The 24712-nt window shown below is 57.2% G+C and carries 14 protein-coding genes; 3 read left to right on the top strand and 11 right to left on the bottom strand.

Translation table 11 applies throughout. The features are described from left to right. Positions 1–257 precede the first annotated feature (257 nt). The 4 genes from ACR0NN_RS20050 to ACR0NN_RS20035 form a co-directional block, all read right to left on the bottom strand. Positions 258–1496 carry a CAP domain-containing protein gene (locus ACR0NN_RS20050; protein ID WP_170725446.1) on the bottom strand — a complete coding sequence of 413 codons (1239 nt, stop codon included), beginning with the start codon at positions 1494–1496 and terminating at the stop codon, positions 258–260. Between the two features lie 226 nt (positions 1497–1722). After that, positions 1723–1938: a hypothetical protein gene (locus tag ACR0NN_RS20045; RefSeq protein ID WP_480685376.1), complete on the bottom strand. Its 216-nt coding sequence runs from the start codon at positions 1936–1938 to the stop codon at positions 1723–1725. 259 nt (positions 1939–2197) lie between these two features. Then, complete coding sequence (locus ACR0NN_RS20040; RefSeq protein WP_170725448.1) at positions 2198–2875, bottom strand: YjbF family lipoprotein; 678 nt, start codon at positions 2873–2875, stop codon at positions 2198–2200. After that, positions 2872–5010 carry a YjbH domain-containing protein gene (locus tag ACR0NN_RS20035; RefSeq protein ID WP_480685375.1) on the bottom strand — a complete coding sequence of 713 codons (2139 nt, stop codon included), beginning with the start codon at positions 5008–5010 and terminating at the stop codon, positions 2872–2874. The genes ACR0NN_RS20040 and ACR0NN_RS20035 overlap by 4 nt, the downstream gene beginning before the upstream one ends. 437 nt (positions 5011–5447) lie before the next feature. Here ACR0NN_RS20035 and ACR0NN_RS20030 point away from each other — a divergent pair, with 437 nt between their 5' ends. Next, a complete protein-coding gene (locus tag ACR0NN_RS20030; protein WP_170725450.1) occupies positions 5448–6494 on the top strand; it encodes a helix-turn-helix transcriptional regulator in 1047 nt (348 codons plus the stop codon). Here ACR0NN_RS20030 and ACR0NN_RS20025 read toward each other — a convergent pair. After that, positions 6489–9143, bottom strand: coding sequence for a Mur ligase family protein (locus ACR0NN_RS20025; RefSeq protein WP_170725451.1), 2655 nt, complete (start codon positions 9141–9143; stop codon positions 6489–6491). The genes ACR0NN_RS20030 and ACR0NN_RS20025 overlap by 6 nt on opposite strands. A 527-nt stretch (positions 9144–9670) precedes the next feature. Between ACR0NN_RS20025 and ACR0NN_RS20020 the strand changes: the two genes are divergently transcribed. Then, complete coding sequence (locus ACR0NN_RS20020; RefSeq protein WP_170725452.1) at positions 9671–13105, top strand: SdrD B-like domain-containing protein; 3435 nt, start codon at positions 9671–9673, stop codon at positions 13103–13105. Positions 13106–13614: 509 nt separating this feature from the next. On the opposite strand, the gene ACR0NN_RS20015 is transcribed toward ACR0NN_RS20020, so the two are convergent. Continuing rightward, on the bottom strand, positions 13615–15795 hold the full coding sequence (locus ACR0NN_RS20015) for a hypothetical protein (RefSeq protein WP_170725453.1): 2181 nt from the start codon (positions 15793–15795) through the stop codon (positions 13615–13617). A gap of 515 nt (positions 15796–16310) precedes the next feature. Between ACR0NN_RS20015 and ACR0NN_RS20010 the strand changes: the two genes are divergently transcribed. Further along, positions 16311–17108: a sulfotransferase gene (locus tag ACR0NN_RS20010; protein ID WP_170725454.1), complete on the top strand. Its 798-nt coding sequence runs from the start codon at positions 16311–16313 to the stop codon at positions 17106–17108. A gap of 109 nt (positions 17109–17217) precedes the next feature. Here ACR0NN_RS20010 and ACR0NN_RS20005 read toward each other — a convergent pair whose 3' ends face one another. The 5 genes from ACR0NN_RS20005 to ACR0NN_RS19985 all read right to left on the bottom strand — a co-directional run bounded on the left by ACR0NN_RS20005 (position 17218) and on the right by ACR0NN_RS19985 (position 24629). Continuing rightward, a complete protein-coding gene (locus ACR0NN_RS20005) occupies positions 17218–18528 on the bottom strand; it encodes an HlyD family type I secretion periplasmic adaptor subunit (RefSeq protein WP_170725455.1) in 1311 nt (436 codons plus the stop codon). Next, complete coding sequence (locus ACR0NN_RS20000; RefSeq protein WP_170725456.1) at positions 18525–20264, bottom strand: type I secretion system permease/ATPase; 1740 nt, start codon at positions 20262–20264, stop codon at positions 18525–18527. The genes ACR0NN_RS20005 and ACR0NN_RS20000 overlap by 4 nt, the downstream gene beginning before the upstream one ends. A gap of 318 nt (positions 20265–20582) precedes the next feature. Then, entirely contained in the window at positions 20583–22457 is a 1875-nt protein-coding gene (locus ACR0NN_RS19995; protein WP_170725457.1) for a nucleoside-diphosphate sugar epimerase/dehydratase, read from the bottom strand. A 721-nt stretch (positions 22458–23178) separates the two neighbouring features. After that, positions 23179–23787 carry a sugar transferase gene (locus ACR0NN_RS19990; protein WP_170725458.1) on the bottom strand — a complete coding sequence of 203 codons (609 nt, stop codon included), beginning with the start codon at positions 23785–23787 and terminating at the stop codon, positions 23179–23181. Then, positions 23784–24629 carry an NAD-dependent epimerase/dehydratase family protein gene (locus ACR0NN_RS19985; RefSeq protein WP_170725459.1) on the bottom strand — a complete coding sequence of 282 codons (846 nt, stop codon included), beginning with the start codon at positions 24627–24629 and terminating at the stop codon, positions 23784–23786. The genes ACR0NN_RS19990 and ACR0NN_RS19985 overlap by 4 nt, the downstream gene beginning before the upstream one ends. Between the last annotated feature and the right edge of the window lie 83 nt (positions 24630–24712).

The raw sequence follows: 24712 nt of genomic DNA, 5'->3' as shown, positions 1-24712 counted from the left end.
AAGGCCCCTCGAGATATTTTTTGCTATGGCTGCACCCGAATTGGTGCGCTGAGTTTAATCTGTTTTATGTCTATAAAACATAGACATATGGTCTGCTTCTCCCCACGGGGCAGATAAAAGCAGGGGGTCCTTAACAGGTCAATCAAAATGATACCTTATAGAGGCATGGCTTGCGGGCGTTGTAACGGATCGCATTCAGCACAAAGCCCGGACGCATGGCCCGGGCTTTCTTGTGTTTCGAAATTATCTGCTGCGGATCAGAAGATGAAGTCCCCGGCATCCAGCGCACCCTCTCCCACGCCAAGCAGGGTCAGGGTGTTACCCAACCCGTCGCTGATCACCGCCTCCACGCCGCCAGACAGGTGGCTGGATTGCAGATCGCTGAAACTGGTAATCTCATCTACGTTGCTCAGGTCGATGCGGTCGCCCGCGCCGAAATCAATCACCTGATCGATGCCGTCCGAGAAGACAAACACATCGCTGTCGGCTCCGCCGCGCAGGGTGTCGTTCCCGTTGTCGCCGTTCAGCGTATCGTTGCCGGCCCCGCCGTACAGCAGATCGTCGCCATTGCCGCCCCACAGTGCATCCTGACCGGCGCCACCGCCAGCGGTGTCCTTGCCGCCGCCGCCGTAGATCTGGTCATTGCCACCTTGTCCCCACAGCGCGTCGCGACCGCCGCCACCGCGGATTTCATCGTTGCCGTCATCACCATGCGCGGTGTCATTGCCGGTGCCGCCCCAGATCAGGTCGTGGCCGCTACCGCCGCGGATGAGGTCGTTCTCGCCACCACCGCCGATCTGGTCGTTGTCATCACCGCCATTGATCGTGTCGTTCCCGGTGCCGCCCCAGATCGTGTCTTGCCCGGCATTGCCGGTCAGCGAGTCATTGCCGCCACGTCCGGTCAGCGTGTCATCGCCACTATTGCCGGTAAGCGTGTTGGCGCCGCCATTGCCCTCCAGAACCAGATCTGAGGGTGGTACAGGGGGCAGGGGGGCGGGATCGCCGCCCGTATTGCCGCCGCCACCGCTGCCGCCGCCATTGTCAATTTGCAGCGGTGCGCTGGTGCGTGCGAAATTCTGAGTGACCATCACGGCCTCCCAGCCATTGTAATCACCGACCTCAATCCCGATCCCGATCACTTCGAAATTCGGGTTGAGGATATTGGCGCGGTGGCCAGAGCTGTTCATCAGAGACTGGTGCAGGTTGGCCACGTCATCTTCGAACCCGGCTGCGCCGCGTTCGCTTTGCCAGGCGATGTTTTCACCCCAGGTCCAACTGCCGGAAAAGACAAAGCCTGCATCTTCCATCCGGTCGTCCGGGCGCGACCCGTCCAGCCCGGTATGAGAAAAGAAATCCTCGTCCAGCATGTATTCGCTGTAATCTTCCGCCGCATCATTCAGACGCAGCTCAAGCTGGAGGGGATTATAACCACGCGAGGTGCGTTCCGCGTTGATCAACTCCAGCATCAAGCGTTCGAGTGAGTTTGCCTGTGACATTCCAATGCTCCTGTGCCTGTCGGGGGGATGGCACGGGTTGCACATTCGGTGCAATCGGCCTGACACAGCTTGGAATTATCTTGCTCATATCGGGCGTAATCTTGGCAGGAGTTTGCCACTGATAAGGCGGTCAGCTGCTACAGACGGGGCAGATTCACAAAGATCAGCGCAAAAGAAAGCCCCCCTGTCCGACAGGGAGGCCTTATTGGTGTTGGAAGTGAGTAGATCAGTTGCCAGTGGTGGTTGTACTGCTGCTACTGTCATCATCATCATCATCGCTGCCGCCGCCAGCTACGGCGAGGCCAACAGCCAATACACCACCAGCGACAGCCGCCGCTGTACCCGCCGTTGTTCCGGCTATTGCACCTGTTGTGGTGGCGCCACCGGTGCCAGTCCCCGCTGCGGGGACGGTTTCTGTTTGTGCTGTCGCAACATTTGCCATGGCAAATATGCCGACAAGGAAAACTGCAATAATCTTTTTCATAATCTAAAGAAGCCTCTGCCGATTGAGTTCCCGCTTAGTTTAATCGAAGATACGCTCGTTTTCAACGAAACCCGTACAAGTTTAATATAGCTGTGCTGTGTTGTCGGAATATTGAGCTAGCGGCATTTTGCGATTGTTTTGAAGCGAAAGATGCTGTCGTCCGCTGAGGTTGAACGCAGTGTTCTAAAATACCTCTTCAGGTGAGCCGCAAAAAACCTTAGCGCGTCAGCCGCCGCAGGCGCAGATAGCCGATATGGGGCCCGGCCCATTGCCGGGACTGCCAGACAATACCGGCACCACTCTCCACCCAGAAGTCATTGATCACCGTGCCATTGCCGCCCTGACACCGTTGTTGCAGGTGCCGGGTGCGGTGCCTGCGTTCGACGATTTCGATCACCTCTGGCCCCAGATCGACCAGATCACAGTCCAGCGTCAGTGGCACCTGTCGGTTATCCAGGGAATGGATCAACTGAACGTGCTTCCCACTCGATACCGGACCGGGCCGATTGCCCGCCACCCGCACAGTGCTGGACAGCAGGTCGCCACGCATGCCGCGGGTTTCGATCAGAACCCCGTTGCGGGTGGCCAGCGTCACATCATCCTCGCTGCGCCAGACGATGATCCGCCCCGGAAATTGGTCAGTCCGTCTTGCATTGACATATAGATAGGCCAGCAGATCGGCGCGCTCGCGTGTAATTTCCAGGAATGAGCCGTCAAGGACGTCCAAATCCGCCCGACGCAGGGGCGGGCGATCACTGGGCGGGCTGGCCCTGCGCTGTGCAAAAGCATCCTGCCCGGCTTGGATGACTTCCAGTTCCAGCGGTGGCTGCTCCAAACCGCCTGAGCACCCGGTCAGGATCAATATCACCAGCGCAAATAATCCGTGCTTTGTCATTGCCAGAACCTCGGCCAGGCATCGCTGAGCGCCTTTTGGTGGGCATTGCGGACCCGCCCGTAAAGCCGCCCTGGTACAAAAACGCGTGCACCGCCATCGCGCTGGATCGGGCGGACGGTCAGGCCGACCCGCCGCCTACTGGGTTTGCCCAGGAACCAGTTCAACGGCATGCTGAAGCGGATACCTTTGTCGAACGAACCCTCGCCGAATTCTTCGGCTGACACATTAGTCAGCGTGAAGAAGCCGCCGACCGACCAGCCATTGTTGAATACGCGGTCAATGGCGAAGGTGGCACCGTAATCGCCGGCCAGATACCGCCCGGCATCAATCTGCCCGTGAAAGCCGTTGTTGAAATCCATATAGGCCGAGGCATGGCCGGTCACGATCCGGTAATCCTGAAATCCGAACAGCTGATCAAAGTCACGCTTGATCGCATAGTTGACCTCGGCCCCCAGTCCCAACTGGCTGTCGACTGGTTTCCACAGCAATTCGGTCGACAAACCGCCATACCCGTATTCGAAATAGCCGCCAGTGACCCGTGCATAGAGGTTGTCGCCCGGACGCCAGTATTTCGCCGCGTAGAGATTGTTGATCGTGGTATCGAACTGCGCGTATTCCAATTGATCGGTGCGCACCGGAGGCAGTTCTGACGACGACGCGGTGCCATCCTTGACGTTCCCGGCCAGGCGCTGGCGCAACGTGCCCGAGAGCACCCAGCCCGGGGCAGGTCGATACGTCGCGCTCAGATCCAGTCCGACATCGATAAGGATCGGTCTTTCCGGGTCAAAATAGGCCGGTGCGAAATAGGGGGCCAGCGCCCAGCTGAATGAGGGATAGATATCCGTGAACACAGCCGTGTCAGACAGGCTGGGTGCGTCGCTGAACGTGCTGGCGGTCAACATCGCATCCACCGCGTTTGGATCAAACTCCAGCCGTTCCAGATCAGACCGGCGGATGGTTGTATTCGACAGTGCCATGTCGCGTGACGTCAGGATCAGGTTGAATGTCTCAACCGACGGCGGCATGGTCCGGGCCATGGCGCGCGCCGCCCGACCGATTGCGGCGGCATTGGGCTGGTAACGCGTGTTGCGGAACCGAATTTCGGCCGAATGGGCCGAAACATCCAAAGATTCCAGGACCAGACCGTCCTGGGCCAGAACCGGTTCGATCCGGTCCCGCAGGGTAATGGCCGAGGCACGGCTGGCAGCCCAGCTGGTGCTCCATGCGGCTGGGTTGCTGGCCCTATTGGGTCGCAACAGCACCGGCTGCGGCGCGGGTTGTCGCAGCAGCGCGGGCGGATATTTCGGATTCAGCTGTATCTGCGCATTGATCCCGAAACTGGATCCGTAAAGGTAATAAGCACCCAGCCGGGTGCGTGGTGTGGCTTGGTATTCGACGCCGAAATTGAGCGAGGATTTACGCTCGAACACATCCGAGGACTGGGTTTCGAGCGCATAGGCATCCGAAGAATACTCGGCCTTGAAACCCAGTTTGTCATTGACCTGCCATTCGATACCACCAAAGGGGGCAAATGGGCCACGGAACCATTGATCGACCGATGGCTCACCCCCGACATTGTCATCGCCATTGAAAACCGGGCGCTCGCCGGTCGAGCCGATCGAGCCGTTCGATCCCAATCTCCCCCAGCCCAGCCCTGCGGTCAGCTTGAGCCGACCGGGATTGCGCGACGCCCCAAGGGCTGGGATTTCGAAGTTTTTGGTGGCAACGATGTATTCGCCGGAATAAAAGCCGGTGCCCGCGAGATCCTGCAGGCCCAATGTGAGCTCTGGCAAGTAGTCGCGTTCTCGAAACAGGCGGAAGCGCGCGTCGAAACTGCGGTCGTAATAGGTGGAAAAGCCGAAAAGGTTCAGATCCTCAACGCCGGAATATCGAAAGCTGGCGGACATCCAGGGTGTTGCCTGGAATGTCAGCGTGAACCGGGTTTGCCCTGCAAAATTAGATATCCCGGTGGTGAATTGCCCTTCGGGCAACATTTCGGCAGTGGGCATGTCGACCAGACCGGGTGAGCCGTAAAAGTTCAAAGAGGGGGTCGGCGGAGGTACAAATTCCGGTCCTGTCGGCTCGGTATCCTGTGCTTGGGCAGCGACTGCCAGAAATGGGGCAGCCAGAACCAAGCCGCATGCAATTCTGCAGCTTCGATCTGCAAGGAAGCTCAACATACCCGGGTCACACTCATCGGGAAAATCTGCCTGTATTTCTTGTTATTAATCTAAGAAACGTAGAGCACACGCGCCTGTGAGAATCAATGAGGCGCAAGTGGCCAACTGTGGATGTTGTCGCCGAAAACAACCCCGAGGTTGAGCGGTGATTTAGTGAATCAACTAAATTTCTGGCTTTTATAAGCGTAATTCTGAAGATTTTTCCCTGTGAGTATAAGGTGATAGAGACACCATAAGTCTCAGATTGGGTGCTCGCTTGTCCGATTTTGGGGCAATTGCTACTCTATTCATACGTTTTTGAAGAAAATTTATTCAGTAATTGGTTTTGGGGGTAGTCGGGGGACATGTCTGCAATTGATTGCGATGTGCAGGAATATGATAGCCGGGTGAGAATGGCGACGCAGCTGGCGGCGTCGGCAGACGTCAGTGCCGCTTGCATTGGAATTCTGGATTGGCGGCGACACAAGTTGGTCGACGGTTGGGTCGGGCAGGGGCGCAGCGGTGCTAAGCTGGGCGCGGCCGAAGTGACAAACCTCGTGTCCAAGGCGTTGGCGATCTTTTTGTCTTGCAAGCAGCCTGATCCAGGGTTGCGCAAACTCAACCCGCAGCAAGCGCCGGAAATAGAGGCGGAAACCTGGCTGCAATCCAAGCGTTACCTGATCGGAATAGGGGAACGGGTTGGTGATTTCGCTCCGGTGACGGCGCTTGTCAACACACCTGCGATGGCAGTGCCAAGCGGATTGCTGCGCCTGGCCCGTATTGGCCTGACATATGCTGACCAGATTATCCGGGACTACTCCGGCACCCGGCGTGAGCGCCCAGAGCCTGGGCGCAGCGGCATTCCGGAAACCATTTTGCACAGCCTGTCATTTGGGTTCGTGGTCACGGATGCGAATGGGGTTGTGGGGTACGTGACCAAGCAATCCCGCGAATGGCTTGAAGACAGCAAAGAGATGTGTCTGGCCGGAGGCAGGTTGGCCGCACGGATGCCGCAGAACCAGAAGATGTTGCAAAACGCACTGGTGGCGGCCACCGGAGATGAGGGCAAGTTGACGGTGGTGCAGCTTGATGTGTCAGACGGGTTACCGCAAACCCTTAGTGTGCTGCCACTCGGGGCATCGTCCGGCCTGGCGCTTGTGGTGTTTAGGTATGTGTCCAGCGATGGGGCATTGCGCGACGGGTTGTTGGAAACCATGGGACTGACCGTGGCTGAGCAACGTCTGGCCCGGCAGTTGCTGGCCGGAAAGTCGCTGGCGGATGCGGCTGCGGAAAACAATCTGACCATTTCAACTGCGCGCAGCTATCTCAAACGGATTTTCGCCAAGACGGGTATTCATCGGCAGAGCCAGTTTATTACACTGTACCACACGCTTGTGCCGCCCCTGTTGGTTGGAAGCAAAGCCGCGCTGGAAGAGCCACGCCCTGATACCGGGCTATAACCCGGCTCGGGCGCGGTACCTGTCTATATGGCCAAAGGCCATATCGGGTGCGATCATCAACACCACTAGATCGTCGGGCTGGGCTGTATCCAGCATCTGCCCGACCAGCGCATCTGTATCTGTGCCGGTTAGAATCTGGTCTTCGGTCGCGCCCTTGGCCATCAATGTCTCTCGCGAGATTTTCAGCATCTCCTCTTCGGGGTTGTCGCCAGTGTAATAGCCATATTTGCGGAGGCTTCCGGGATTGGGCAGCACTGCGATCCGATCAAAGATCGGCAGCAGATGCGGGCCGCAGCTTTCCAGTTTGAAAGGGCCGGCATTGCCCAGAACCTGCACCGCCAGTAGGCGGCGGCCGGTTACCGGCAGGGCTTGTACGATCCGGCAGAGCTCGGCCACGCCGGTGTCGTTATGGGCATAGTCGACCAGCATCGAAAACGGCAGGCCCTCGATCATGTTGTAGCGGCCCGGGCTCATCTCGCGACTATTCTCAAAGCTGGAAAGCGCGCGGCGGATCACATCACCGGGCAGGTTTTGCGCATCCGCCAGAGCAATGGCAAACATTGCATTCAGTGTGTTGAAGCGCAGCAGCCCGTTCAGCGTGGCGGGTATGTCCGCAACAGGCATGACCGGGATACGCTGTGACCCACGGGCCATGATGATCCAGTCGGCACCGTCCTGCGGGGCGACAAAGATACCGTCGCCACCCTGATCCAAATGCGCGGCCAGCGCCGGAGCCTCGGGTGACTGGGCCACCAGTATGCGGCGAGGCGCTTTGACAATCTCGAGCGCCAACAGGCACAGCGGGTCTTCGGCATTGATCACCACTGCATGATGCGCCCGTGCGATCACGCTGGCTTTGAGCCGCGCCATATCTTCAAGCGTCTCGACCCCGTTCTGCCCCAGATGATCCTTCTGTACATTCAGCAACGCCGCCACATCATAGCGATCGCAGGCCTGACCAAAGCGGATCAGCCCAAGGCGCGGCATTTCGAGAACGGCGGCTTCAACTGCGGAATCTCCGAACAGCACCTCAGCTCCGGGTAAACCGCTGAGGTTCTGTGTGTCGATCTTATCCGATCCGATCCACGTTCCGGCGGTGGTGCAGACACCGGCGATTTTCCCGGCGCTCTGCCAGATATGGTGCAGCATCATCGCGGTGGTGCTTTTGCCATTGGTGCCGGTGATCGCAGCGGTTGGAATTCGGGCAGGGCGGTCGCTGAAAAGCGTTTCCAAAATCTCGCCGTTGATGTCTCGGTCGGGCGTGCTCAGCCAATGGGGTCGAAAGCCCGGCTGGGCGTTGACCTCGCAGATCGCGCCGCCACCCTCATGGTAGCTGACCGAGATATCGGGGCAGATGAAATCAACCCCCGCGATGTCCAGACCGACCAGCCGCGCGGCGCGCAGCGCAGCATTCCGGTTGTCAGGGTGTACCTTGTCGGTCACTTCAACGGCAGTGCCGCCGGTGCTGATATTCGCTGTCCGGCGCAGAGGCACGAATTGGCCGGCCTTCGGGATGCTGTCGGGTGTCAGGCCTACGTCAGTCAGGCAGGCCAGCGCTTCATCGTCGCGGGAAATTTCGATCAGCGAGCTGCGTATGTCACTGCCGCGCCGCGGATCTGCATTGAGCTGATCCAGCAGCGCATTCACAGAGTGCTGCCCGTCCCCTGTGACACCACCGGGGATGCGCCGTGCGGCCATCATCATCTTTCCGTTCACCACCAACAGGCGGTGATCGTCGCCGGCGATGAGGGCCTCGATTACGACACCCTGATCCTGCAATTCGGTCGCGGCGGCAAAGGCTTTGTCCAGCTCTGCCTCTGAGGTGATCCCGACATGTACTCCGCGCCCCTGATCCAGTGCCACGGGCTTCAGCACCACGGGCCAGCCCAGATCAGCTGCGGCGGCGCGGGCCTGATCCAGCGTGCGGACATAGCGCTGCTGGGTTACGGGCAGCGCCGCGCGGGCGAGGCGTTGGATACAGAAATACTTGTCGCGTGACAGCTTTTCGGCCAGCGACCCGGTGTGATCTGTAAAGCTGCCGCGAAACCGTCGAGCATGGGCACCCCAACCAATCTGCAGTGTCTGCTGGTTTAAAACCATCACTGGCATATCCCGTGCCATCGCCGCGCGGGCAAAGCGCATCGAATTAGGGGACATGCCGCCGGGTTGTTCCCGTTCAAGGAATTCGGACAGGCGCTGTTGTGCCCGAGCCAGATCGTCTTGCGACCCCGAGGCTAGCGCCGACAGCGACTCGATCATCCTTTCGGTTGCACCGCGCAAAAGTTGCTGGCGCTGCCAAGGCAGGGCCAACCGGATGTGATCCGAGGTTTGATTCAGGACCTGCGCCCGGCCCACAGGGGACCGTGCCCAAAGCTGTAACGCCACGATCAGCGCCGCTGACAGATCCGCAAGAGCCGATGTGCTGCGGCCGCCGACCAGCAGTGATGCCACCCAATCCGGCCCTTCGATGTCAGGTATTGCACCGGTCACGGAGAGTTGGGCCAGCCCGCTTGTCTGCCCAAGACGTGCCAGCACCCCATCGGGAACCGGAGTGACGATATCCAGATCAAGCAGGGCTGTTTTGCCCGCGATGTCATGTTTACAGCCGTGAAAGAAACTCAGCGACCGGATCTGAAAACATGGCTGCATATGTGTGCACTCCGCTACCTGTGTTTCAAGCTTTACCAATTTTTGCTGGTGGCCGGGGTCGAACCGCCTGAAGGGCCGCTGACGTGAGCTTTATTGATGGATTTGTGCCACAATTGGCCGGATTTTCCGGAAACGAAACATGGTATCCTCTGGAATTGTTTCCTGGGATCAGGAATTTATGTAACCCTTCGGCCCCAGTGAGTTAAATTTTGTCAAAATTTGGGCGGGAATATTGACGATCGGCGCAGCCTTGTTTCTAATCTTCAGGACGCTCAGAACCACGAGCGTTTACGAAGATAGAATACCCGGGGGACGACACTATTTCCGGCAGGCGAGCTGCAGAATTCACCTGCCGGAAATACAAAATTAAACAGATTAAAAAGCTTGGCCGTCTTGGGCTGCTGAAATTCATTCCAACATTGCCTCTCTTCGGAGATCCAGCTTTCTGAAAGTTCCCTGAGTTCTGCACCCTGCTTACCGCGGGTTAGGTTTTGTGAGTACGAGTATATAGGTAAGAGGAAACAACTGTGACCTACAGCTATCAGGAATATGAGTGGACCGCTTTCACAGAGGCGGATTTTCTCGATCAGGGCGGCAACGGTACGACCATCGGGTGCGGCGACACTTTCACGATGCCCGGAAGCGCAACGGTTTGCATGTCCACCAAGGACAACGACTATTTTCTGTCCGGAGATACCTACCAGAACGAAAACGCCAATGACGGGAGCGGTCAGAAGGCGTTTATCGATGGCGAAGCAGTTGGCGGCCAGATGTACGCTGAAAGCTACCATGTCCTGAAAGGGTCGGATGGTCAGACCTATTACATGATCGAGATTGAGATCGAAGGTCACGATGCGCCCGGTGCGGGCGAGGATTATTTTACATTCTATGGTGACGTGCCCCCGGCAGGCACGGAACTGACCGTCGTCCAAACCTGCAACGTCAAAGGCAACTGGGTTGATTACAAGTGCCTGGGGGCTGGCGACAAAGTCGAAACAGGGTCGATTTCGGGAACTGTTTTCTGCGACGTTGATTGCGACGGGATCAACGGCGAGGTCCAGATTGTTCCCGGCTGCGACTACACGTTCGAAGCTGAGCACATGGACAGCAAGTGGTTCAAGGTGGTCGAGGGGGCTCAGGCCTCGGGCGGAGAACTGGCAAAGCTGTACTGTGCTGGTGGTTTCGGTTCGCTTAGCACCACATTTGACGGGAAGTCCGGCGTCTATGACGTGAAGATCCGGGTGCAGGACGAGGATGACGGACAAAGCGTCATCAAGTTGAAAGTGGGTGGAGAGTTCGTCGAGGCGATCCGTCTTGATGCCGATACCGATGGCGGCGGGTCGAATAACGGTGGTTTCTCGACTTACGTCATCAAGGATGTCGCAATCCAGAATGGCGAAGACGTGGCGATCAAAGCCTGGGGTGATGGCAAAGAGTTCGTCCGCATCGACAATATCGTCCTTGAAGGTCAGGATCAGACCGAAGTTGTCTCGGAGCCGACGAAAGAAGGCGTCACGATCAAACTGCTGGATCTGGATGGAAATGTCATCGCGACAACCCAGACTGATGCGGATGGCAATTATCGTTTCGATGATGTGCCGGTGGGTGATTACAAGATCATGGGTGTCGCTCCTGATGGCACTGAATTCACCATTCAGGACGCAGGCAGCGACGACAACATCGACTCGGATGTCGATGCAAACGGTATGTCCGGCGTTGTTACTGTAACTGGCGACAGCGAAACTGATATCGATCTGGGTATCTGCGAAAAGCCCGAGCCCGGGTCGCTGTCGGGGCGCTATTTCTGTGACACGGATGGGGACAGCATCGATAACAACAACGGGGACGAACCAGGCATTGCCGGGGTTCTGGTCACCTTGCTGGATGCGGCTGGCAACCCGACCGGTGCGACCACCGTGACGGATGCAAACGGGGACTACGCGTTCACCGGACTTGAGCCGGGCACCTATGGGGTCAGGTTCACCGATCCTGACGGTGTTCTGGTTGGTAAAGAGTTGGTGGATGCCAATGTCGGCGGTGACGATACATCTGACAGCGATGCGATTGGCGATTCCACGTCGTCGGTCATTGAAGGTATCGAGGTCGTCTCCAATGCCGACACCGGTGATAATGACGCTGGCGTTCGCAACTCCGACCCGATGACGGCCGAACTGGGCGACACCGTTTGGCTGGACACGTTTGGTGACGGCATCCTCAACGACGAAGCCCTTGATCCGTTCTTCTCGGGTGCCGAGCAGGGCGTGGAGGGCGTGACCGTACATCTGCTTGCATCGGATGGTGCCGTACTGGACCAGCAGGTCACTGATGCGGACGGTAAATACCTGTTTACCGGCCTTGCGGCTGGTGACTACAAGGTTGGATTTGTTCTGCCGGCAGGCTTTGCCTTTACCGCGGCTAATCAAGGTGGCGACGATGCGCGGGATTCCGATGCCGTAACCATGGCTGGTGACCCGGACTATGCAATGACGCAAGTGGTTACGCTGGCTGAGGGGGAATCTAACCTGACGCTGGATGCCGGCTTGCTGCGCTGCGGGTTGATCGAAGGCACCAGCCAATCTGACGAAAACTCGCCCGTTGGCGGTTTCGATTTGCTGGTGGGATGCGAAGGAAACGACACGATTATTGGTTTCTCAGGCGAGGATACGCTGATTGGCAATGGCGGCGACGACATCCTGAATGGTGACAGCTATGATGATCTTCTGGAAGGTGGTGAAGGTGCGGACGACCTGAATGGCGGTTCGGATAATGACACCCTCATCGGTGGCACAGGGAATGACGACATCAACGGAGATGATGGGACCGACACCGCTGTCTTCGGTGGAAACTACGCTGATGCGACGATCGAGATCGCGAACCTATTCACCAGAGAATTGATGATCAATTCTGTCGACGGGCTAGACCGTATCCGCGATGTTGAATTCCTGCAGTTCGATGATATGACTGTAGCGGTTGATGCAATCGTGCCCGGCGGTACCAGCGATGCGGTTGCAGCGCCGCTGCCCGGAGGTTCTGTCAATATCGACGTTTTGGCCAACGACGTTGAATTGTCCGAAGGCACTTTGTCAGTGGTACAGGTCAATGATGGCGGTTTTGGTTCTGTCGCGATTGAGGCTGATGGCACAGTGACCTATACAGCAGATGCGGATTTCAATGGGTTTGATTTCTTCACCTACACCGTGACCAATGGCGTTGGGTTTGTCAGAACAGTCGAGGTTCAGGTTGGTGAAGTGCCGACACTTGATCCGGCCGATCCTAGTGTGACCGTTCTGTTTGAGGCACCGGGTGAAAATGGCGTCTTCTATCAAGGTACCGGGGACGATGACAGCATCCTTGGTACGCGAGGCGATGATGAAATCGAAGGTCGGAATGGTGATGATTTCATTGAAGGTGGCCGCGGTGACGACAAGTTACGTGGAGCGTCTGGTGAGGATTACCTGATTGGCGGTGAAGGAGATGACACCATCAATGCGGATGGACAAGGGGATGTCGGTTTAGGCGGTGTTGGCTCCGACGTGTTAAATGGCCAGGGCGGCGATGATATTTTGTTTGGTGGCTTAGGAGATGACGTTGTTCGCGGTATGCAAGGGTCGGATTATGCCTCTGGTGGTGCGGGTGATGACCGATTCATCAGTCCGACTGGCGGCGGCGCCGATACAATGCTCGGCGGTGCGGGATCGGATGAGTTTGTCTGGTCCGAAGCTGATGATGCTGGCGAACGCGATTTTATTGATGGGGAAAGCGGTGTCGACACGCTCGAGATTACGCTGAACGGCGCCAATGCAGCCGCAGTTCAGGCCGAAATCGATGCCTACTTGGCAATCGTCGATGCCAATGCACCTGCGCCGGGCAGCATCAATGACGGCAGTGTGCTGACGGATACGTTCAGCTTCACGACCATTGATCTGGATATCCGCAATATCGAGGACATTCAGCTTCTCTGATTTGCCTCGAAGGTTCCTGTATTCACAGCGAACCATTCCATTCTAAGATCCGGGCCTGTTTCTTCAGGCCCGGATTTTTTGTGTTTCACCACACTCTTGAAGCTAGCACAGTCGGTCCCCCTCGAAGCGAGTGGGGTCTATTCTAAGGCGGAGGAACGCGCAGTGTGAGAATTGCGAGGCTGAGAGCCTTTTCCGGATGGGTGATTGCGGAAGCACCATCTTGCCGTGCGCAGGTTCTCAGTCATGTGGTGGTCTATGAAGGTGCCTCTGACCGACCCGGGAGAGATTGCGCATATGCGTGGGGTATGGAGGGTATGGAGCCTTGCTCAAACCTATGGCGCCTCGGGTGTCGAGAACCAGATGTGCAACGATGTCGGACAGTTTTTCAGAGGATTACAAAATCAGAACACCGCCCCTGAAGAAATCAGGGGCGGTGCCCGGGGGACGAGTTCCAGGTCAGTCTTCAAACCACAACCGGGTACTCGGTCCTTTCTCGTATGCCGGTCGTATTATTCGGCCAGCAGATCCCAGCTCAGGCCGCCACCGGCGTACTGAACGTTCTGATCGTCGTCGAGGTAACGGTCGACAAAGTCCGGAACGGTTGTGTTCGGCAGGGTGTCGCCCGCGAAACCGTCAAGCGGCTTGAAGCCTGCCGGATATTCCGGACGCGTGCCTTCCCAACCGGTGTCCGGGCGATCCGGATCGCAGGTTTCGACGCCAATGCACTTGTTTTCAAAGTAGATGACGCCTTTACCTTCACCGAAGTCCGTCTTCTCAAGATACTCAAGCAGAGCAGCGTTGAATTCGGCTTCGTTGCCAGGAACATCTTCTGCTGGCAGAAGGTCCAGACCCAGTTCCGAGAACAGATCGTCGACCACAACGGTGTCGCCGGTCAGGTTCGACATGATTTCGATGTCATCACCGTTGACCACACGGGCTTCCAGCTGACCTTCATGCGCTTCATGGAACACCAGACGGTCATTGTTGATGTAGCTGAAGTCCGTCACGACGTTGCCCTGACCGAAGCTTGCATAAGCTTCAAGAACCTCAGGACCCTCGCAGATCTGGTAACCGAAGACAAAGTCGTCGCCATCTGCACCACCGGTCAGAGTGTCAGCACCCTGGTCAGCGATCAGGCAGTCTTCGTTCTTGTTGCCAAACAGCGCGTCGTCGCCATCGCCACCCAGCAGGGTGTCGTTGCCCAGACCACCGTACAGACCACCGAACGCGGCATCCGGATCCACCGTGTCACCACGATAGTCGTTGCCGTCCTGACGGTATCCAGCTTCACCTGCGGTCATGACGCGGTCGTCGCCGCCGCCGCCGAACAGGATGTCATTACCCGATCCGCCTTTGATCTCGTCGGTCCAGCCGATCTGCTGACCAACCGAGAAGAAGACGTCGTCGCTATCGCCGAACAGCACGTCATCTCCGCCGTCGCCGCCAACATAGTCTTCGTCTTCGCCACCGCACAGCGTATCTTCACCAGATCCACCGCGAACACGGTCATCACCCGAGCCACCGTCGGCCAGATCATTCCCAGAGCCACCGATGATGTTGTCTTCACCTTCACTGCCGTGAATGTGATCCTCACCGGAACCACCCCAGATACGGTCATCGCCGTCGTTGCCGTCAAGCGTGTCGTCGCCGCTCTGACCACTGATGTCGTCGTCATCTGCGCCGCCGTTGACGTGGTCGCCGTCATCGCCACCATAGATGGTGTCGTTGCCGGTGCCGCCGTCGATCCGGTCGGAAGCAAGCTCTGTCGAGGCTTTGCCGCTGGCATTGTCGCCCCAGATCAGGTCGTTGCCGTCGCCGCCATCGATGCAGTCTTCGTTGTCGTTACCCTGGATGTTGTCGTCACCGTCGCCACCCGAAATCGAGTCGTCGCCGCTGTTGCCGCGAAGGGCGTCGTTGCCGCCATCACCGTAGATTTCGTCGTGACCGCGCTGACCGGCTACGAAGTCATCGTCTTCGCCACCCGACATCCAGTCATCGTCATTGCCACCGCGCAGAGCGTCCTTGCCGGATCCACCCCACATTGTGTCTTCACCGTCACCACCGTTCAGCGCATCCATGCCTGCGTTGCCGGCCATGACGTCATTGCCGTCTTCGCCATACATGGCGTCGTCGCCTTCGCCACCGGACATGGAGTCATCGCCTTCGCCGCCATACATGGTGTCACGGCCGCTCTGACCGAACATCAGGTCGTTGCCGATTGCACCGCTGATAGTGTCGTTGTCAGCACCGCCGATCAGGCAGTCATCATCGGCACCACCCCAGATACGGTCGTCACCGGAGTTGCCCATAAGCAGGTCTTCGCCCGCGCCACCGTTCAGGACGTCGTTACCGCCGTTACCGGCGCCAACATCGTTGCCGTCTTCACCGATCAGACAATCGTCGCCGGCAAAAATATCTGGCACCGCGCCATCACCCAGCATCACGTCGTTGCCGTTGCCACCGCCGATGGTGTCATCGCCAAGCTCACCGCGCACATAGTCGTCGCCGTAGTTGCCAAGCAGAACGTTGTCGTTGCTGTTACCCAGAATATAGTCGTTATCGCCAAGACCTTTGGCCTTGTCGATTCCGTTGTTGTCAGGGTGTTTCAGATTAAGATTATCAGATTGAGGTGTGCCGATAAGAACGGCGCCAGGAACAGAGTTCCAGGCCTTTGTTAGTTTCTCAGACATGTTTTACCCCCGGTAAAAATGAACAATTACTGCAATCAATGGGCCGGGCTTGTCGGCCCTAATGCAAAACAGTACGTCGGCATAAATTCGCCGAGCACATGTTCACTGAGCCATTGTTGAAGGAATTGCCGCTACCCCCATTTGGGGGCAATCATGGGTCTCAATTTGGAAACAAAACGATCGGATTGTCTTTAAGGCGCCAGTAAATACCCTGCGCACGTGTAGCAACACAGCTTAAGACCGATTCCCCGGATAGGTTGAGTCCAAGGCTAATCAAGCCAAATTTAACGGGTAAATGAGGCAAAATTCAGGCGCGGCAAACGCTGCGCCGAAACCCTGGAGGCTCGGCGGATTTGCCGTCCGGATATTTCGTCAATGAAATGGAGTGTGCTCTCGCTTTTATGGGGTGGCTAAGAGGCAATATAACGAATTGAGATATGAGGCTTATTTATCTGTGGTTTCGCTCCAAGCGATCAAATACCCTACGCCGAGACCGCATGTATTAAGTTGATACTATGAACCCAGCACATTCTGTATTGATAAAAGATTTTCTGCACGTTGCCGCAGGGCGAGTATCAGATATTTTTCTGCCGGAGCTTAAGAAATACGCCATTATTTCGGCAGGCAGGTCAGGATCAAACCTTCTTGTTTCGCTTCTGAAAAGTACCCCTAAAAATATCCAACACGGCGAAATTGTCGGTGAATACCAGTTGCAAAGTGCGACTGTGCGCCGCCGCATTAACAAAGTAGGCCCAACAGCATATCTCGACCGTCGGTTAAGTCGCATGGCAACTGAGAAGCTGACGGGCGTCAAACTACTCTACCGACACTTAGAGGACGACTATGGTGAGAAGTACGGTATCCCGGGCACGGGCGCATTAATCGACCACCTGCTTGCAAGTGAAGATATCCGGGTTATTCACCTGTGCCGCAAGGACAGGCTTGCTGTTTTGGTCTCCAACCGGCTGGCGTACGAGACAGGGGAGTGGGTCGGAGGCGCTTACGGAGGTAAAACCGTCGTCCTGCCTGTTGATTGGGTCCAAGAGAATTTCACCTGGCTGGAGGGCTGGGAGAACAGAATTGCTGAGGTTTTCCCAAGGCAACGGGTTTTGCAGATGACTTATGAAGAGCTCGTTTCAGGCACGGAAGAAGAGATGGGACGCGTTTTCCGGTTTCTCGAGCTTCCAGCCTCTCCGGTTCACTCAACGATGTCTCGGCAGAACAAGCGCCTCAAGTCGGAAGTGATCGAGAATTATGCTGAGTTGAAAGAGGCGTTTTCTGGTACGCGCTACGCGTCTTTGTTTGATGGTTAACGTAGTAAAGTGCAGCTCTTCGGCTCCTCCTGGTGCTGATTGAACAAACAGCTACATGTAACATGCCGTCAGCACAGCCCGGTTTACAAGTTTAGGCGGCGGTATGACCTCATCCATCGCGGAAGGCTTTGCTGAAATAGTCGGTCAATGGCGCCGAGAGATAGTCCAGCGGTGACCGGTCCTGGGTGCGGATGAAGGCATCGACCGGCATGCCGGGGATCAGGGTCTGGCCTTCCTCCAGCTTGCTCAGCTCCTCTTCCGGCAGTTCCAATTCGACACGATACCACGAAGCGCCCGTCTGTTCGTCGACGAACGAGTCGGGTGAGACCTGTGTGACCGATCCGAAAAGATCAGGCGAGTCGCGCAGATCGAACGCAGCAACGCGCATCACCACTTCCTGCCCGCGATAGACCTGATCCACGTGGATCGGATCGATCCGCGCCTCGATGATCAGAGGCCGGTCCTGCGACACCAGAAACAGGGTCGGGTCAGCAGGGCGGATGACGGATTTGCGACCGAATACCTGCAGGTCGTAGACCACGCCAGAAATGGGTGCTCTGATATCAAGACGGTTCAGGCGTTCGGTTAGCGACCGGCGCTGTTCGGCCAGTTCCAACTCGTTAAATTGCAGGTCGCGCAGGCGGGTGATGGCGCTTTCGCGTCGGGCGGTATAGATTTGCAGCTCTTCGATCTCGAGCTCGGCAATCCGTTCAAGTGTCTGGGCCCGTTGTGCCACGAGGTTCCCGACCGTTCCGGCGAGCTGCGCCTCTTCGCGTTGCAAGCTCAGAACCCGCGACGCCTGCGCCAACCCCTTATCGAGCAGCGACTGCTGACCGGTCAGTTCATCCGAGATCAGGCTCTGTTGACGGCTAAGTGCATCCATCTGCGCATCAAGGCCTTCAATCTGGTTGTTCAGCTGCGTCCGCTGGGCGCGCAGCTGTTCGATCTCCTTGGCCTGTGCTTCCCGACGGGCGTTGAACAGGCGGACCTGTCCTGCGGCCACCGCCGCAATCTCGGGGCGTTGCTTGACGTGATCCAGCAGCATCCGGTCAAACCGGACCTCATCAGCGTCATCGCGTTCTGCCTCTAGCCGTCCGCGCCGGGCCATCAGTTCGAACAACTGCCCTTCGACAATTGTCAGCTCCGATTGCAGCAATGTCGGATCAAGCCGGATGAGAATGTCATCTTCGGCTACCAAGTCACCTTCTTCGACCAGCACCTCTTCGACCACACCGCCGTCGGGGTGCTGAATGACCTGTCGGTTCTTGTCCACGACAACCCGGCCCGAGGCCACAACCGCACCCGAGATGCTGGCCATGACACTCCAGGCACCGAAGCCGCCGATCAGAATGGCCATCATGCCAACCCCCACCATCATGGGGAAGGTTGCAGAGAAACGCTTCTTGTTCTTTTTACTCATGTCACACCGGTTGGCTTATTGGCGGCTTGCTGAAGTTGGGCGTGGTTCTTGACCACTTCGGCCAGAACGCCTTCGCGCGTGCCCCAGGCCCGGCGTGCGCCATCTTCCAGCATCAGCAGCATGTCACATTCCTGAATGGCAGCAGGGCGGTGTGCCATGATCAACACCGCATGGCCATCGGCTTTCATCTGCCGGATTGCGGCATTGAGCGCCTCGGAGCCTTCGTTGTCGAGATTGGAATTCGGCTCATCCAGCACGAGGATCACCGGACCACCATACATGGCGCGGGCAAGACCGATGCGCTGTATCTGACCACCGCTGAGTTGACTGCCGGTTGAACTGACCTGCGTGTCATAGCCATCAGGCAGTTTCAGGATCATTTCGTGCGCCGCAGCTTTCTTGGCCGCCTCGACGACTTTGGCATCGTCCGGCTTGGTGCTCAGGCGAGCGATGTTCTCGGCAATTGTGCCGTCGAACAGCTGCACGCGCTGGGGCAGGTAGCCGACATATTGAGCCAGTTTTTCGGGATCGTATTGTTCCAGCGATGCCCCATCCAGGCGAATTTTGCCACCGGCCGGCGCCCAGACCCCGGTCAGCGCCCGCGCAAGGCTGGATTTGCCTGATCCGCTGGGGCCGATCACGCCGACTGCCTGGCCAGGCTGCACATCGAAGCTCACCAACCGTAGCGAGGCTTGACGGGCATTGGGTGGTACGATGGTCAATTGGTTCACCGTCAGCCGTGCCTTGGGCTTGGGCAGTTCGACGCGGGTGACCTCGGGCGGCACTTCTGCCAGCAGCTCGACCAGATTGTCCCAGCCACGTTTGGCGCGCTGCACCATGGTCCATTGGCCCACGACCAGATCGACCGGGGCCAGAGCGCGACCCAGCAGAATAGAGCCGGCAATCATCGCGCCGGGGGTCATCTGACCCTGCAGCACCAGATAGGCGCCAAGCGCCAGCATCGCCGATTGCAGGAACAGCCGGAAGGTCTTGGTCGTGACCGAGAAAGTTCCGCCAAGATCGCTGGCGCGCAGGCTTTGGTCCAGTGCCTTGCCGCGGGCCTTGTACCAGCGCTCGAACGAGCTGCGCTGCATGCCGAGGCTGCGGATATGTTCCGCTTCGCCATGCAGATGTTCCGCCATGCTGTCCGAGGTGTAGCTTGCAGCCGTTGACTGCATCACCGCCCCCTTGGTGGTGACCTGATTCAGAACCGTGATCAGGATCAGCAACGTACCACCGCCGACTGCAAGGGCGCCGAGCAGCGGGTGAAACAGTGTGATCCCCAGCAGGAAGACCGGTGTCCACGGAATATCGAAGAGTGCGGCGAAGGTCGGTGAGGAATAGAACCGCTGAACCGCTTCCAGATCTTTGAGCTGGTTGTCGGATTGCTTGGTGTCTCGGTTCAGTGAGGCTTTCATCAGCATCGCACTGAACACGCGCCGGTCGAGGCTGGCTTGAAACCGCGCGCCCATACGCGCCAGTAACCGCCCACGGGCCCAGTCCAGTATTCCCATTGCCAGAAACAGGAAGGCCATCAATGCAAACAGCGCGACCAGCGTTTCTTCAGAGCGGCTTCCCAGAACCCGGTCATAAATCTGCAGCATGAAAAGCGGACCGGTCAGCATCAGCAGGTTTACGAAGATACTGAAAATGCCTGCGCTCCAAAGTAATCCGCGATTTTCGCGGCGCACGTCACGCAGTTCGGCCTGCCCTACAGCACGCTCAGAATTCCGCATCCGTTTTCTCCATTTCCCTGCGCCATCGGAGCAAGAACCACCCCGTCAAATATCTTAATGAAGGCAAATAAATTTGTGAATCGTTCCAGAAGCGTAGCCGCCGATGCATCCGTCGTCACCATCAGATTACGCGGGTATGGGCGATAGAGGTCGTTTTCCCCGTATGTAGAGGGCAGACTGCGGCAGTCTACCTTATATGGCGTAACCAACCCATTTGGATTGGCCGCCAGATTTCGTGTGAAAATCAATTGTTTCCAATATGGGGGCAATTTTGCCGCAAATTCTTCATTGTCGCTATATAGCGCTGCCTGTTCTGGGTCAGGAGGTTTTCAGCTCTGGCTCGACCTCCTGATAGCCTTCCACCCAGCGCCGGATCAGGGCGCGGCTGCCGATCTCGTCACCGCTGGATACGGTTTCGCGCAGACCTTTCAGAACGCTGGCGATCTCGATTTCTGACAGAAACTCCTCGTGGGCGCAGAAGATTTTGGGATGGCGTGTGCTGATCAGACCGTCCGACAGAGTCAGCTCCTCTTTGATCTTCTCGCCGGGGCGAAGACCGATCACCTCGATCTCTATATCGCCGTCAGGTGTTTCGGCATCGCGCACGGTGTACCCTGCGCTTTCGATCACCTGCCGGGCCAGCTGCATGATCGGCACCGGCTCACCCATATCGAGGACAAACATCTCACCGCCGCAGGCCTTGGCTCCGGCCTGCAGCACCAGTTGCGTGGCTTCCTGGATGGTCATGAAATAGCGTTTCACATTTCGGTCGGTGACGGTGACGGGTCCACCCCGGCTGACTTGTTCCTGAAACAGGGGAATGACCGAACCGCTGGAGCCCAGTACATTGCCAAACCGGACCATTGTGAAAACAGTTTCGGTATAGCGGGTGGCCAGATCCTGCACCACCAGTTCGGCCAGCCGTTTCGAAGCTCCCATCACATTGGCGGGGCGCACCGCCTTGTCTGACGAAATCAGAATGAACCGTTCAACCTTGGCTCGGGCGGCCTCATGCGCCAGCGTCTGGGTTCCCAGAACATTGTTGGCCAAACCGGGCAGAGGATTCAGTTCGACCAGAGGCACATGTTTGTAAGCTGCGGCGTGCAAAACGACCTGCACCTCGTACTTGGCCAGTGTTCGGCCAACCTGTTGCGGATTGGTGACCGACCCAAGTATCGGGACGATTTCGATATCCAACCCCTCGTTCAGCTGGGTCAGTTCCTGATGGATAGAATAGAGCGCCAACTCGTTCAGTTCGTACAACACCAGCCGCGTGGGACGGCAGGCCAAGAGTTGGCGGCAAAGTTCCGCTCCGATCGATCCTCCGGCACCCGAAACCAGGATCGAGCGTCCTGCATAGCTGCCACAAGCCTCGGCCATCTCCAGATCGCGGGCGGCACGGCCCAGAAAGGCCTTTGGCGCGATTGGGGTCAGTTTGTCGACCAGCGCTTCTTTTCCGATCAGTTGGGCGAAAGAGGGAAGCGCCTGTACCTCAAGCCCCATCTTCTGCAATCGACGGGCAATCTGTGCCTGTTTGGGCTGGCTCAGTGATGGCATCGCCAGCAGCACTCGGTGAATGTTGCGCTGTTCCACAAGCTCGGCAATTTTGTTTGGCGATAGCACGGGCAGACCCGCCAGCAACACCCCCTGCAACGAGGCTTTGTCATCCACGAAGGCAACCGGGGTAATGCTGTCATGGGCGCGCAGGGCCTGAACCAATTGCATGCCGGTTGGGCCCGCGCCATAGATCAGTACCCGGCAGCTTGGCTGCCCGCTTCGGTAGATGGCGCTGACGATATGAAACAGTGCGGCGCGAGTTGCCGCGATCATCAGGAAGTAGAGAATTCCGAAAACGATATACGTGCCCAAGGGCAGGCTCAGCCCGGCGATCCGGGTTACGACTAAGGATAGTCCGGCCACCGCTGCAGCGTATATTGCGGTCAGGCCGACAGCATTTCTTTCATAGGATTTGAGCTTGATATGGGGTAGCCCCAGCAACAAAGATAAAACCGCCGAGGCGAATATCAGGTAAGGCAGAACCGCAATGATCTGATCCAGTGTGATATCCGTAAATATGGGCATTGGCTGCAAGGCATAGGTCGCCAGCATTGCAGTCAGTATAAGCCCCAAATCGATGAATAAAAAAATCCAAGCCTTCTGTTTTCGGCTTAAAGAATTAACCAAATTCAACATTTATCACATCCCCCAAAGGATATCTCATAGTCGCTGCTTGTCTGTGCAACATGACTATGAGACGCCCCCGCCGATGTCTGTTTTCAAATCGCTCCGCGAGGCACCCGTCAGGGGAGCCTAGCGCAAGGTTGGGTATCTCCCAAAGGAATTTCTTCAATGAAACCAAGCGGGCGGTTAATCGCTTGACGATTAGCAGGGTTGTGGCGGATTGTTGCAATCCGCAGAAATTGCCATCGTTGCCCGAAGGCAGAAGATGCACGATCTTGCTCATTGCGTCTCCCGAAAACGGATGCTTCTAAAGTTTGTGATCAAAGAAATCGAAATGGTCATTTCCAGTTCCATTCTCATCCCCAAAATGACCTTGATCGCTGTTTCACGACTTGTGCGTTCATTTTGGTAAAGGCTTGGTTAATGATCAACGCCATCTAGGGCTGGACCGTGATTATTAATGAAAGATTAATGTATTTATGTGCGGTTTTGACATCAGATCGCATCGGCGACGCGTGAAATGCAGGCATCTTTTCTTTCTTGGGCCATGTTTCTGAGAGCAGATCTGCTCCGCAAGCAATTTGAGGAATAGCGGATTTCTCAAATCACCTTGGCTGTCTTCATGGTGAGTATGACAGGATAAGGTGGTTGTGTTACAAACTGTTCGATCAAGAGCTGCGAGAGAGTGGCTCTTTCCAGGTGCCGACCGCATTGCCGCAAAACTCAGCCCGTCTCATCTGCGAAACAGATTGCCGATGGTTATGAATACCAGCGCAAAATCGTAGCATATGTTTTGATGCCGCTGGTAGATCAGGTCGAGCCGCGCTTTGGTTGGAACGCAACTACGGCTATAGACCACGTCGGTTTCCTCGGGCGTGCTGCAGCGGGCCAGCAACAGCTCTTCGTGTTTGTGATAGACGATCGTGGCCAGACCGGTCACTCCGGGGCGTGATTTCAGCACCTGTGCATAAAGTTCGGGGTAGCGATCAACATATTCTCGCAGCGGTGGCCGTGGGCCGACAAAACTCAGATCACCCTTAAGGATGTTCCACAATTGCGGTAGCTCATCCAGGCGTTTTGCCCGCAACCAGGCGCCGGTCGGTGTGATCCGTGCGGCTTTATCGCCGCCTGACACGCCGGCATCGGAGGCCGCTACCGTCATAGTGCGCAGCTTCCAGAGGTAGAACGGCTTATCCACCCCTTTCATCCGCTCGGCCACATGAAAAACCGGCGTTCCCTCGCGTAGCAGCACCCATAGCATCAGCAGCAGCAGGACCGGGCTGAGGATCATGATCAGAAGACAGGCAAAGAACAGATCGAATATGCGTTTGTACCAGGTCATGCGTGCTGGCTCTGCTGTGGTCTTAGGCGGCGCCATTCGGCGACCATATCCGCAGGATCGGCAGAGACGGGGGGGTGCAGGCGTGCCAGACGCTCTGTCGACAGATGCACATGCGGGATTGCGCCTTCGCGCGCCGGGCGCGCGGTCCATTCCAACTGGGCGGCATCCAGTAGGCCGCCCATTTCAATCGGGGTGGGCGCGGCAATATTCAGCGTACCGGGCAGATTCCGTATCGTGCACAAATCGGCCAGAACATGGGCCAGCGCTTCCGGTCCGATATAGCTGCGCAGGGGCGTTCGGCCATCGGCAAATCGATCCAGTGCAAAGCCCGGATGCCAGCCGCCCAGAATGGCGTCGAGGCCGGCGATGTTGCCAATCCTGAGCGCAGTCACACCCACACCCAACTGTTCTCCCAATTCGGCCCCCTCGGCTTCCATGACGGCCTTGATGCGCCCGTAATCGGACAACGGGGCAGGGGGGCAGGCTTCATCCAGAATTCCAGAGCTGGCCCCATATATCGCAGCTGACGAGGTCAGCAGAACTTGCGCGCCTGCCTCGGCTCCGGCGCGGATCGCCGCGCGGGCCAGCGTCAGGTTATCATTCAGGTCACACCCTGCTGCTGCGCGGGCATTGGTGACACCAGCCAGACACAGGATCGTACCACATCCGGTTGCTGCACTGATCAGCGCTGAGGGGTCATTCAGTGGGTCGAAATGCAGCCAATCTGACCCCGGCAGTGTACTCCGAGATTGCCAACGTGCGCGGTTCCCAGACCAGCATTGCCGCAATATGGCGCCGATCCGACCTGTTGCACCAAGGACCAAAACCTCAGGAAATTGCATAGAAATCTTTGTTCTTATTGACCCGTTTTGGGGGGGCAGTATCTTAGCCTCAACAATAATGACAAGGCGTTTCGCCAAATTGG

Source organism: Ruegeria sp. BA2 (assembly GCF_056539605.1).
The sequence above is the reverse complement of the archived record's forward strand: the minus strand, read 5'-3'. Positions and strand labels throughout refer to the sequence as shown.

Excerpts from the sequence above, each read along its gene's own strand:
- ACR0NN_RS20050 (WP_170725446.1), bottom strand. The coding sequence starts at position 1,496 with ATGTCACAGGCAAACTCACTCGAACGCTTGATGCTGGAGTTGATCAAC.
- ACR0NN_RS20045 (WP_480685376.1), bottom strand. The coding sequence starts at position 1,938 with ATGGCAAATGTTGCGACAGCACAAACAGAAACCGTCCCCGCAGCGGGG.
- ACR0NN_RS20040 (WP_170725448.1), bottom strand. The coding sequence starts at position 2,875 with ATGACAAAGCACGGATTATTTGCGCTGGTGATATTGATCCTGACCGGG.
- ACR0NN_RS20030 (WP_170725450.1), top strand. The coding sequence starts at position 5,448 with ATGGCGACGCAGCTGGCGGCGTCGGCAGACGTCAGTGCCGCTTGCATT.
- ACR0NN_RS20025 (WP_170725451.1), bottom strand. The coding sequence starts at position 9,143 with ATGCAGCCATGTTTTCAGATCCGGTCGCTGAGTTTCTTTCACGGCTGT.
- ACR0NN_RS20015 (WP_170725453.1), bottom strand. The coding sequence starts at position 15,795 with ATGTCTGAGAAACTAACAAAGGCCTGGAACTCTGTTCCTGGCGCCGTT.
- ACR0NN_RS20010 (WP_170725454.1), top strand. The coding sequence starts at position 16,311 with ATGAACCCAGCACATTCTGTATTGATAAAAGATTTTCTGCACGTTGCC.
- ACR0NN_RS20005 (WP_170725455.1), bottom strand. The coding sequence starts at position 18,528 with ATGAGTAAAAAGAACAAGAAGCGTTTCTCTGCAACCTTCCCCATGATG.
- ACR0NN_RS20000 (WP_170725456.1), bottom strand. The coding sequence starts at position 20,264 with ATGCGGAATTCTGAGCGTGCTGTAGGGCAGGCCGAACTGCGTGACGTG.
- ACR0NN_RS19995 (WP_170725457.1), bottom strand. The coding sequence starts at position 22,457 with ATGTTGAATTTGGTTAATTCTTTAAGCCGAAAACAGAAGGCTTGGATT.
- ACR0NN_RS19990 (WP_170725458.1), bottom strand. The coding sequence starts at position 23,787 with ATGACCTGGTACAAACGCATATTCGATCTGTTCTTTGCCTGTCTTCTG.
- ACR0NN_RS19985 (WP_170725459.1), bottom strand. The coding sequence starts at position 24,629 with ATGCAATTTCCTGAGGTTTTGGTCCTTGGTGCAACAGGTCGGATCGGC.